13 protein-coding genes and 1 pseudogene are annotated in these 10,449 nt (G+C 43.0%); 12 read left to right on the top strand and 2 right to left on the bottom strand.

What is annotated here, in order from left to right; all coding sequences use genetic code 11:
- Positions 1 to 299 precede the first annotated feature (299 nt).
- A complete protein-coding gene (locus IM319_RS05870; RefSeq protein ID WP_287685029.1) occupies positions 300 to 590 on the bottom strand; it encodes a small RNA NsiR4-regulated ssr1528 family protein in 291 nt (96 codons plus the stop codon).
- A gap of 20 nt (positions 591 to 610) precedes the next feature.
- Between IM319_RS05870 and IM319_RS05865 the strand changes: the two genes are divergently transcribed.
- The 12 genes from IM319_RS05865 (at position 611) to IM319_RS05810 (ending at position 10,124) form a co-directional block, all read left to right on the top strand.
- The gene (locus IM319_RS05865) at positions 611 to 1,099 is read left to right on the top strand and encodes a BlaI/MecI/CopY family transcriptional regulator (RefSeq protein WP_149108066.1); all 489 of its coding nucleotides are present in this window, start codon (positions 611 to 613) and stop codon (positions 1,097 to 1,099) included.
- Positions 1,099 to 1,947, top strand: coding sequence for a M56 family metallopeptidase (locus IM319_RS05860; RefSeq protein WP_287734984.1), 849 nt, complete (start codon positions 1,099 to 1,101; stop codon positions 1,945 to 1,947). The genes IM319_RS05865 and IM319_RS05860 overlap by 1 nt, the downstream gene beginning before the upstream one ends.
- Positions 1,948 to 1,949: 2 nt before the next feature.
- Entirely contained in the window at positions 1,950 to 2,417 is a 468-nt protein-coding gene (gene bcp, locus IM319_RS05855) for a thioredoxin-dependent thiol peroxidase (RefSeq protein ID WP_287734983.1), read from the top strand.
- Positions 2,418 to 2,573: 156 nt separating this feature from the next.
- Entirely contained in the window at positions 2,574 to 3,371 is a 798-nt protein-coding gene (rpsB, locus tag IM319_RS05850) for a 30S ribosomal protein S2 (RefSeq protein WP_043997933.1), read from the top strand.
- 116 nt (positions 3,372 to 3,487) lie between these two features.
- Positions 3,488 to 4,243 (top strand): translation elongation factor Ts, encoded by a 756-nt coding sequence (gene tsf, locus IM319_RS05845; protein WP_287734982.1) that lies wholly within the window; start codon positions 3,488 to 3,490, stop codon positions 4,241 to 4,243.
- A gap of 736 nt (positions 4,244 to 4,979) precedes the next feature.
- Positions 4,980 to 5,396: a PepSY domain-containing protein gene (locus tag IM319_RS05840; protein WP_287734981.1), complete on the top strand. Its 417-nt coding sequence runs from the start codon at positions 4,980 to 4,982 to the stop codon at positions 5,394 to 5,396.
- A gap of 311 nt (positions 5,397 to 5,707) precedes the next feature.
- Positions 5,708 to 6,499, top strand: a complete 792-nt coding sequence (locus IM319_RS05835; protein WP_287734980.1) for a hypothetical protein — start codon at positions 5,708 to 5,710, stop codon at positions 6,497 to 6,499.
- 259 nt (positions 6,500 to 6,758) lie between these two features.
- The gene (locus IM319_RS05830) at positions 6,759 to 8,183 is read left to right on the top strand and encodes a hypothetical protein (RefSeq protein WP_287734979.1); all 1,425 of its coding nucleotides are present in this window, start codon (positions 6,759 to 6,761) and stop codon (positions 8,181 to 8,183) included.
- A gap of 44 nt (positions 8,184 to 8,227) precedes the next feature.
- A complete protein-coding gene (locus IM319_RS05825; RefSeq protein ID WP_287734978.1) occupies positions 8,228 to 8,443 on the top strand; it encodes a hypothetical protein in 216 nt (71 codons plus the stop codon).
- Positions 8,436 to 8,861, top strand: coding sequence for a retropepsin-like aspartic protease (locus IM319_RS05820; protein WP_287734977.1), 426 nt, complete (start codon positions 8,436 to 8,438; stop codon positions 8,859 to 8,861). The genes IM319_RS05825 and IM319_RS05820 overlap by 8 nt, the downstream gene beginning before the upstream one ends.
- A 185-nt stretch (positions 8,862 to 9,046) precedes the next feature.
- The gene (locus IM319_RS05815) at positions 9,047 to 9,415 is read left to right on the top strand and encodes a hypothetical protein (protein ID WP_287734976.1); all 369 of its coding nucleotides are present in this window, start codon (positions 9,047 to 9,049) and stop codon (positions 9,413 to 9,415) included.
- A gap of 34 nt (positions 9,416 to 9,449) precedes the next feature.
- Positions 9,450 to 10,124 (top strand): hypothetical protein, encoded by a 675-nt coding sequence (locus IM319_RS05810; RefSeq protein ID WP_287734975.1) that lies wholly within the window; start codon positions 9,450 to 9,452, stop codon positions 10,122 to 10,124.
- A 168-nt stretch (positions 10,125 to 10,292) separates the two neighbouring features.
- Here IM319_RS05810 and IM319_RS05805 read toward each other — a convergent pair.
- A pseudogene (locus IM319_RS05805) lies at positions 10,293 to 10,449 on the bottom strand (RNA-guided endonuclease TnpB family protein); the annotation flags it as partial.

Genomic DNA, 10,449 nt, shown 5'->3' with positions numbered 1-10,449 from the left:
TCTTGGATGGAACGCTGCAAATCTTTAGTCAAAAATTTTGAGCGTACTTTACAGCACTCCACTACCAAAATTCATCTCTGTTTTCTTCGACTTCTACTACGACGATTAGCTGTATCCTAAGATACCAAATAGGTTCTATAGATTAGAGTTATTTTTAGTCGTGCTCGTGTCACTGAGCCTTTACATTGAGCCTTTACATTGAGCCTTTACATTGAGCCTGTCGAAATGTGTCGAAGTGCTGTTCTATGCTGGCGGAACCTTTCATCTCCGAGGTGAAACCGAGAGATGAAAAGCCGACATTATAGGTAAAAAGCGATTTCTTTTTCCTTGAGAGGAGCAAAATCGGCGGCTAACAACAGCTGATTTAATTCCTCTTGAGGGATATGTTTGGCCCCGATGCGGACAATTCGCGATCTCATCGTGTTAGAAACCCCGCTTCTTTGTCGTCCTGCTTCCAAACCCATTACCCGGTGATAAAGTTCCAATTTTGCTGGGGGAATGGGGGAACCATCAAAATCAATGCCATTAGCGATCGCCACATCAATGGCATCAGCGCCCGTAATCGTGGTTAAATTATTTTCAGTGGACATAAAGACAAGATAAAAGATCGTTGCTATTTTATCAGGCGATCGATATCCGCCGCTATGATCAGGAAAGTAATCTTCATTTCTGTGTGACTATGGCTCAATTGCCGACCTATCAACCAAAACAGTTATCCTTGGGCCCCCTAGAAGCGGAAATTCTCAATATTGTCTGGGAATTGGAACCCGTTAGCGTTAAGGATGTCCACGATCGCATTTTAGCGGATCCAGAACGAGATCTGGCCTATACTTCTGTGACTACGGTACTGCGTCGTTTAACTAATAAAGGCTGGTTAAGTTGTTATAAACAGGGTCGGATTTTCTACTGGAAACCGATGGTTTCTAAGGAACAAGCACAGGCAATTAAAGCCTACGAACAATTACATCGTTTTTTGGCTATTGGTAATGCGGATGTGGTGGCTTCTTTTGCCGATAGTCTCGATACTGCTAGTGTGGAACAATTAAAAGCGATCGCCTCTCGTTTAGATACCCTTCGTCAACAACGGGGAGAAGGCTAATGCACAGTTTAATGTTATTACTAGCATTAACTATCGCGGTTAGTTTACGTTGGTTTCTGCCCAGCTATCAGCGTCGTTGGCAGACAACGCTATTTTTCTTCTTTTTTCCTCCTTTGCTGCTGTTAATGACAGTTATATCGGTGGTTTGTATGGGCTATCGTGGGCAAATGTTGGGCTATCACTCCAGTTTAATTAGTTACTTTAGCGCCATAGTTTGGCTAGTTTTTGCTCTATTTTGTCTGATAAAACTCTCCTATCAAACTTGGCAAACCCATCGGGATTTTAGCAGTTATCCCCTCAAAAAAATCACCGCTCAGAAGGCGAGAGTTTTAGCGATAGATTTTCCCTACAGTGCCAGAGTTGGCTTCTGGAAGTCGCAATTAATTGTGACGCAAGGATTATTAAATCTCTTAGATCAAGAACATTTACAAGCAGTTTTAGCCCACGAACAAGCTCACCAAGAATATCATGACACTTTCTGGTTTTTCTGGTTAGGTTGGCTGCGATCGATGTCTTCTTGGCTGCCCAATAGCGAAAATTTATGGTTAGAATTAGTCTTCTTGCGGGAATTGCGCGCCGATAAGTACGCTTCCGGACAAGTGGATTATTTACTATTAGCTGAATCCCTGCTTTTAGTGGCAGAAAAAGTTAATCAAGTAGCGGAAATAAATTTCTCCGATAGTTGCTGTGTCGCTCTCAATGATAATTCTTTAAATAATCGTTTATTAGAGAGAATCGATGCTTTAGTCGAGTCAGAAAAACCCGAACTTCCCAGATTTAACTATCAAGTCTGGCTATTGCTTTCCCTCTCCCTCGCTCCTTTCTTACTCTTGCCTTTACACTCCTAAAAATGACCCTAGAAGTTGGACAAAAAGCCCCCGAATTTGCCACCCCAAACCAAAGAGGCGAAATTAGTAAATTAGCAGATTTTGCCGGTCAGTGGTTGGTCTTATATTTTTATCCCAAAGATAACACTCCGGGCTGCACCGCAGAAGCGATCGATTTCACCGCTTTGTCGCCGCAATTTCAGCAATTAAATGCGATAATTCTGGGAGTTAGTCCCGATTCAGAAAAGTCCCACTGTCGTTTTATTGAAAAACACAATTTAACTATTCAATTATTGAGCGATACCGAGCATCAACTGGCGGAAATTTATCAAGTCTGGGGATTAAAAAAATTTATGGGCAAGGAATATATGGGGATTAGACGCTCCACTTTCCTGATCGACCCTTGGGGAAATATTGCCTATATTTGGTCAAATGTCAAGGTAAAAGCCCATGCAGAAGCGGTTTTGAAAAAACTTGAGGAATTGCAGTAGCAAGCCCTCAGTACCCAATATTTACGGGTATGCAATTACGCCCTTTCGTGTTAGACTAGAAAAGTTGTCAAAAATCGCACATCTAGGCGATCGGGTGTTTCTAGGAATCTAGAAATCCAGCCCTAGATGGAGGATAAACCCGAAAAGGAGAAAAATATGCCCGTTGTCTCTCTTGCAGAATTGCTAGAGTCTGGGGTTCACTTTGGCCATCAAACGCGCCGTTGGAACCCGAAAATGTCTCAGTACATCTACACTGCCCGGAATGGGGTTCATATCATTGATTTGGTGCAAACTGCCCAATTAATCGAAGAAGCTTACGAATTTGTCCGAGGAGAAGCCGATAGCGGTAAACGCTTTTTATTCATCGGTACGAAACGGCAAGCGGCAGCAATCATTAAACAGGAAGCTTTACGCAGCGGTAGCCACTTCGTTAACCAACGCTGGTTAGGGGGAATGTTAACCAACTGGGAAACCATTCGCGGCCGGGTAGAAAGACTCAAAGAATTAGAAGAATTAGAAAATAGCGGCGCCCTCGATAAACGACCGAAAAAAGAAGCATCGGTACTGCGTCGGGAATTGGGCAAACTGGAAAAATACCTCGGTGGCATTAAAACCATGCGCCGGCTGCCGGATTTAGTCGTCGTAGTCGATCAGCGTCGGGAATACAACGCTATCCAAGAATGCCAAAAATTGGGCATTCCCATCATCTCCCTCTTGGATACTAACTGCGATCCTGACTTGGTAGATGTGCCGATTCCCGCCAACGATGACGCAATTCGCTCAGTCAAACTGATTTTAGGCAAAATTAGCGATGCGATCATCGAAGGTCGTCGCGGTGGTCAAGCAGCGGTGGAAGAATACGAGGAAGACTACGATAATGAAACCGAGTACGAGGAAGAAGGTGATTATTCCCAATACGCCGCCGAATTTGCCAGTGGAGACGACGATAACTAGGGAAAATTAGCTATTGATCGCGGCTAGGTTCGGGGGGAAACTTTCCGAACCTATCGATCAGTAAAACCTGCCCCTCTCGTGGCATGATCAATTATAAGCAGTAGGTTAGGAATTTTATGGCGGAAATTACAGCACAACAGGTTAAAGAACTTAGGGAAAAGACCGGCGCCGGCATGATGGATTGCAAGAGGGCGCTGACGGAAAACGCGGGGGATATAACCAAAGCGATCGAATGGTTGCGTCAAAAAGGGATTACTTCCGCCGAGAAAAAAGCTAGTCGGGTAGCGGCAGAAGGGATGATCGGCAGTTACATCCACACCGGCAGCCGCATCGGTGTTTTAGTGGAAGTGAACTGTGAAACCGATTTTGTGGCCCGTCGCGAGGAGTTCAAAAAATTGGTTAATGACGTGGCGATGCAGATTGCCGCTTGTCCTAACGTCGAATATGTAAAAGTGGCCGATATTCCCGCCGAAATCTCCGCCAAAGAAAAAGAAATTGAGATGGGACGGGACGATTTAGCCAATAAACCCGATAATATCAAAGAAAAAATCGTGGCCGGCCGCATTGAAAAACGTTTGAAAGAACTTTCTCTGCTCGATCAACCCTTTATCCGCGATCAGAACATCAGTATTGACGAATTGCTCAAACAAGCGATCGCTGCTTTAGGAGAAAATATTCAGGTGCGTCGTTTCCAACGCTTTGTACTAGGTGAAGGGATCGAGAAAGAAGAAACGGATTTCGCCGCCGAAGTAGCCGCCCAAATGGGACAAAAAGCCCCGGAACCCGTAGCAGCAGCCCCGGAAGTGGAGGAAAAAGCCCCGGAACCGGCAGCGCAGGATAATCCGCCCGCTAAAGGCAAAAAGAAAAAGTAAGTTAAATGAAGATCAATCTGGTGGGGTGCGAGTTTCGTACCCTTTTTGTCTTCAGGGAAGTGGGGGGACTTGATCAGTTATCAGTAATCAGTCAAAAGAAAAAAGAAATTGGCAACCCAGCAATTCTCATTTTGAAACGATTTTGCCTTGTTTCAGCGACCTAGAGATTCGTTAAAGAATTTTAACCCCTCTAGGTGCAAGGGTTTTAATGTCATGAAACCTTAAAATGAGAATTGCTGGTGCGGTAGGAGTAATGCCTAAGGCGGATCGTCTCTCTCACTACGTCTAGGAGTTTTCGGGGTGGGGGAGGGTTCATAACAGAGTACGCTAATCGGCATAACACGCTTATTGTAATATTATACGGAAAACTTCTTGCGATCACTCCACTTGAGAGTAATATACGGAAAGATTCTTGAAAAAGTGCGTATTTAGCGTAGTATAAGGAAAGTTTCCGTATATTATATAGTTAGCTGGCGCTACTCATGACATAGGATCTAGGATGAACTGGTGAGCCCATTCTCACGCACAGATTCATGAACCATGCTTTTCATTGCTTTCTTATCCAAGGAGTCTAATGTCTGAACCATTGTCACGTCACGTCATGGCTGCCATACTTTTGAGTCTTGCCGTGTGCGTCGCTTCCTGCCAAGCAAACACAGCTCAACGAAGCTCCACTGCCGAGTCAGATTCCACTGCTTCCGCTGGAAGCTCGACAGCTCCTTCCCCGACAAAACCGGTGAAAGCCGCGATAAATGCACAATCTGCTGCTAATAAGGCACTTGCTGCCCTCCCAGGCAGCGCCGTTGTTGAGCTCGATCGCAGCCAAGAAAGCGGGCGAGCTGCCTGGGAGGTCGTCGTACGAAAGCCAGACGGCAGCGGCATCGAACTCTACATTGATGAGTCTACTGGCGACTTATTGAAGCAGGAGTCCGCAGATGTCCCTTCGCATGCAAGGGCATCTGCTCCAACCATCACTGCCATTGCTGCGATGTCAGCAGCCTTGGCGGCCACACCGGGAACGGTCGAGGAAGTGGGCCTTGAGCGAGAAGATGGAGCCACCGTTTGGGAGGTACGGGTGGCCGGCGCTTCCGGGCGTGTGGAGCATTACATTGACGCCAACTCGGGTATCATCCTCAAGCGTCAGCCCAAATAGGACGGTAGGGCGATTCCCAGGAAAAAGTCTAATAAAAAAGTCCATCGGTTTCAGTAGTCGGCACGATACCTGCGCTACGGTCAGTAATTCGTTTTGTGGCATTCCTCTATAGACAGCATCGAAAAAGGCGCTAGTTATCAACTCACAATTTATTAAGCTCTATGCTACTGATTATGCGCTGGCCTTATACATAGATTTCTGAGGACTTTCACGCAACCTAACATCAAGATGCAGAAGACGGATGCAAAGGCTTCAATTAATGGAGAGATTATGGTCCGCTTCTGATCTTGGCGTTGGGAACTTAGATAAATATGATCAATAATGACGATTTAATGGCGTTCTACAACAGAAAGAGTGATCTAGCTTTTGAGTTAGACATTTATAATCAAATTAGGAAGAAGTTTCCAAATACAATTCACTCTGGAAAATACCTTGATCCAGCCTCTGATAAAATTAGGGAATTTGATATATTAATTAAAATGGAAAACACATTAATAGTGGATGAAAAATTCGGCAAGTTTATTCCGTCCTTTGACGAAATTGGAATTGCAATTGAATGTAAAAACATTTCAATCAACCATCCAATTATAGTGGGGTGCAGAAATTCCCATTATGAATATATTGGATATTTAAATGTAGATTTGCAGCATGGAAAAATATCCAGGATTTATAATTCAAATTTTGAACTTACAATTCTTTCAAATAAAGAAAAGTTTATTGGGGTGGAAATACAACAATATCATAGTGATGCGACTAAGAATTTTGCCAATGAAAAGGGATCTCCCTATGATAAATGGAGTCAGGCAATTAATCATTCGATTTATCGATATCCATTGCTATTAAAAAATTCAATAATTAGAAATAGCAAGGGCAATGTGAAGGTGCTTTGTATGCCAGTGATGGTCGTACCAGAAGATACATTATATTTAATGAAAAACTTTGATATGGAAAAACAAATTATTATGAAATCAAATATCGTACTCATGAAAGCTGGAAATGAATTTATGATAAATAATAATCAATGCGAAATACCAACTTATATTATAGCAACAAAACAAGGACTTCTTGAATTCTTGAATATATTTTCCAGAATTAGTAATTAAAAGTTCCCAACAAGTCGATGCACCGGAGCCGGCCACTATGGTCTCTCCTGCTTCGCAAACACCACAACGGCCGGCCCGGTGATCTTTGACGTTAGGTGGCTTAAGTCCTCGGTGGTGACGGTACTTCAAAGTTACTGGGCAAAGCAATAAGGCGGCACGGGGTTTAGCAATTGCGAAGGGTGCAGCAGATCAAGATTCTGATGTGCTAGGATTGAGAAAATTTTGCCTTTGGTGGTTTAGCCCCCTTATATAACGATTTATGACCTCAGAGATCCAACTACAAGCCTCTTCAGTAGAACTTGCTACAACGCTAGATCCACTATCCGCAAGCCTGTCTACATATCTTGGTTATCTGGGCTTACCGACAGATTCAGTTTTGGTTGGGCTTGATGAGCGTCGAAAAGTTATTAGTAATATGCCTTACATTATGCCTGCCCTCACAGAAGGACAGCGTAGTAGTGCAATGTACATCTCTAAGTTCTCAGCAGCCTGCGTTGTAGGACTTTTTGATGCTGCTCTGAATTACCTTTGGGATGAGACAATTCGCAATCTTCGCTTAAAAGTTGTTCAGTTTGATTTAGATTATTTTTATGACACTGCAATCACAGATGCGAATCAGCGTTCTAGATTTAGGGATGAAAGTGATCTAGAAAAGCTAGACGATTGGGTACTCGTTAGAGGTTGTCGAGAAACAGGAATCATTAGCGATATTGGATATCGACATTTGGATTACATCCGCGATATGCGGAATCATGCCAGTGCTGCTCATCCAAATCATAATGAATTAACGGGCTTGCAATTGGCATCATGGCTAGAAACTTGCATAAAAGAGGTTCTTGGAAAGGAACCTGAAGATGCAGCCATAGAAATTAAGCGTCTTTTGCGAAGTGTTCGAGAGGAAATTCTTTCTGTAACTGATGTACCTCCTATCGCAGAGGCGATTGTGCGGTTGCCTGAAGATCTAGCTCATTCCCTCTTGAGAACCGGGTTTGGAATGTACACCGATCCTAGATTAGATGCAAACGTCCGAAATAACGTTCGATTTCTTGCACCTGAAATTTGGGAAGTTTGTTCGGAGGATGCAAGATATGACATTGGCTTAAAGCATGGGTCGTTTTCAGCAAATGGGGAAGTTTCCAGAGCAAATCTAGCCCGTGATTTTCTCACAATTGTAAATGGATTGGCTTATCTACCAGCCAACACTATTGCCATTGAGATAACTTCTGCCTTAGACGCTTTATTAGCTGCCCATAATGGTTGGAATAATTTCTATAATGAACCATCTCCCGCAAGATTACTTCAATCTTTTGTTCCTGCAAGTGGCAATATTCCGGATAGCGTGTCAGGGAAGTATGTCAAGGTCTTAACCATGTGCCATATAGGTAATGGGTATGGATTTTCATCTGATGCCGAGCCAATTTACAGTAATTTGATTAATCGTTGGCAAGACAATCAAATATCTCAATTGATTAGGCTGACTCGTGATTCAGAGATTGCCTCGCGTCTTCAATTTACTTCTTGCCAAAATCGTTACCAGAAACTTGCAAGTAGATTAGTTGACCAAGCTACTCACCCCAATGTGAAACTAGCTTTAGAATTTATTAGAGATTTTCCGACTGAAAAGCTAGACAGAATCGGTAATGACTCTCGTTTTCAAACTATCTTAAAAACTGTGAAACGTTGAATGAACGTGTCAACTTTATAAACACACTTTAGCTGGAGTATAAAATGGTTTCCTTAGAATTAATCTCAACATTGAAGGGGCTGAGCCGCTCAGACAAATTCTATATAATGCAGCTTCTAATTTCAGAACTAGCCCAACAGGAAGCAGATCTGATTAAACCTAACCAGGCTTACCCCATATGGTCGCCTTATGACGCCCATGAAGCAGCAGATACGATGTTAAAAGTCCTACAAACCGCCAAAGCTCAAGACCATGCGTAATGCTGAGCGGTACCCATTTCTTTCCGGTGATCCAACTTTAGGTGAAGCCAGTTTTCGCCCCTACTTATCGTTTACCCTGCTTCACCAACAAGTTTCTGTCCCAGCATCCGCTCTTCTAGATACTGGCGCGAGTGTCAATGTGCTGCCGTACTCAATAGGGGTTGAGCTTGGATATGATTGGGAACGACAAACAACAGCACTGAGTTTGACAGGAAATCTCGCTCAGTATGAGGCGCGTGTTGTGCTTGCTCAAGCAGTCGTTGGTCAATTTGAGCCTGTGCAACTGGTATTTGCCTGGACACAAGCTACCAATGTACCGCTTATCTTGGGTCAGGTGAACTTCTTTATGGAGTTTGATGTTTGCTTCTATCGTTCACAGCTAGAGTTTGCAGTCAGCCCTAAAGCTCTTTCGGGGTAGGTCGATGTTCTTGCCAGCCACCTAACACTGCGTGGCAGCGGACGGACGAAAGCTGCTGGTGCTGAGTTCGAGGTTATCTGCCGCCGCTGCACTTCACCGTTAGCTAGAAATCTTAGAGAGGACTTCTGATATCAAGCCAAAGTGGTGGAATTCCTCAATCAAATACTGGCAGTATGTCTGGTGGAATGCAAGCATCGATTGGAGACAATACCCAGCAGGTTATGCATTCTCAAACATCTCAGCCACAAGGTTTATCTAAGGAGGAGGTTCGTGAGTTACTTGATCAGCTTAAAGAAATTGTTAGGGATTCATTAATGCCAGAAAGCTTTAAGAAGAAAGCAGAAAGCCGTCTTGAATCAGTCATTCATGAAGTAGAAGAGGAAGAAACTGACAAACAATTAGTTGGGGGCAACTTAAAACGAGTTGCCGAAGTTTTTGAGGATGCTGGTAAAGCGGTTGAATCTGGGACAAACTTGTTAGGTAAAGTTGAACCTATATTTCGGAAACTGCTGGGCTGGTTAGGTTTAGCTAAAGGTTTCTTTGGTTTTTGCTAGATCCTTACTATAACTAAACTTTGAGTATGAAGTCATGTCTAACCCTAATAATGAGCCAAAACTAGAGCAAAATTCTGAGAATTCCAGTATGGGAGGAATGCAGGGGACTATTGGGACAGGCAACTTACAAAGCCAAGGTAACTTCAATACATTTCTTACAACCGTATCAAAAATCAACGGTCAAACACCTGTTATTCATGTATATCGGATTATTCGGAATCTTAATTTAAGATATGGACTGTATCACAAAGAGGTTTATCCTAGAGTGGGAGAACTCTACGAAAAAGATTCAAAATTCAGAAGTTTAATAGATGCAGTTAATGCATACCAGAAGTGGGAGACTTGTTCTCTCAAAATAAAGCGAACTATTTTAATTATTCTGGTAGCTGCTTCATTCTTGGGGTGCTTTATTACTTTTTCTCTAATAAACAAAGAATCAGATTTTTATGTCCATTCAGGGTCAGAGTATTTTAATTTTCTTGAGGATCGTACTTTAGGATTATATGGTAAATACCATGACTATTTTAATTCTTTACCTAGTATCGAAAGAACTAAATCAGAATCTGGAACATATGGAACGCTCGGTCTTATAGGATTCATTGGTTTATTCTGGCTGCACTCTGGGCAAGACGAAAGGATGAGTCGGAAGATTGAGAAATCTCTCGAAGATTATGTGAATGAAGTTCTATTCCCTCCTGAAAGCAGATAAACTAGGGTTAAGTGCGATCGCTGATCTCGTAGGGTGCGTTAATGAAATGTAACACGCCTTATTTTTGCTTGAACAAACGCAATTTTTCATAGTAGCCTTTAGTCAGTTACAATACTAGACAAGGTATTGACATCCTCACCGCCGTAAACGGACGGTGATTCCCAAACCTCACGATTTGAGTTTCTGCTTCTTTCCCGAAGGATTTTTCGCACCTGCCTTAACAGATTTACTCTGTTCTGGTCTTATGGTCGCTCTACAGACTGACACCGCAAGCCCTGCGGCCAAAATGTTTTTACTAGCGTTAATATCTCGGTCATGGTGAGTC

The sequence above is a fragment of the Microcystis sp. M113S1 genome (assembly GCF_020246945.1).
In the GTDB taxonomy this organism is placed as follows: domain Bacteria; phylum Cyanobacteriota; class Cyanobacteriia; order Cyanobacteriales; family Microcystaceae; genus Microcystis.
Note: the sequence above shows the minus strand (reverse complement) of the source record. Positions and strands in the feature narration are given on the sequence as shown.

Excerpts from the sequence above, each read along its gene's own strand:
- IM319_RS05870 (WP_287685029.1), bottom strand. The coding sequence starts at position 590 with ATGTCCACTGAAAATAATTTAACCACGATTACGGGCGCTGATGCCATT.
- IM319_RS05860 (WP_287734984.1), top strand. The coding sequence starts at position 1,099 with ATGCACAGTTTAATGTTATTACTAGCATTAACTATCGCGGTTAGTTTA.
- bcp (WP_287734983.1), top strand. The coding sequence starts at position 1,950 with ATGACCCTAGAAGTTGGACAAAAAGCCCCCGAATTTGCCACCCCAAAC.
- rpsB (WP_043997933.1), top strand. The coding sequence starts at position 2,574 with ATGCCCGTTGTCTCTCTTGCAGAATTGCTAGAGTCTGGGGTTCACTTT.
- tsf (WP_287734982.1), top strand. The coding sequence starts at position 3,488 with ATGGCGGAAATTACAGCACAACAGGTTAAAGAACTTAGGGAAAAGACC.
- IM319_RS05835 (WP_287734980.1), top strand. The coding sequence starts at position 5,708 with ATGATCAATAATGACGATTTAATGGCGTTCTACAACAGAAAGAGTGAT.
- IM319_RS05830 (WP_287734979.1), top strand. The coding sequence starts at position 6,759 with ATGACCTCAGAGATCCAACTACAAGCCTCTTCAGTAGAACTTGCTACA.
- IM319_RS05825 (WP_287734978.1), top strand. The coding sequence starts at position 8,228 with ATGGTTTCCTTAGAATTAATCTCAACATTGAAGGGGCTGAGCCGCTCA.
- IM319_RS05820 (WP_287734977.1), top strand. The coding sequence starts at position 8,436 with ATGCGTAATGCTGAGCGGTACCCATTTCTTTCCGGTGATCCAACTTTA.
- IM319_RS05815 (WP_287734976.1), top strand. The coding sequence starts at position 9,047 with ATGCAAGCATCGATTGGAGACAATACCCAGCAGGTTATGCATTCTCAA.
- IM319_RS05810 (WP_287734975.1), top strand. The coding sequence starts at position 9,450 with ATGTCTAACCCTAATAATGAGCCAAAACTAGAGCAAAATTCTGAGAAT.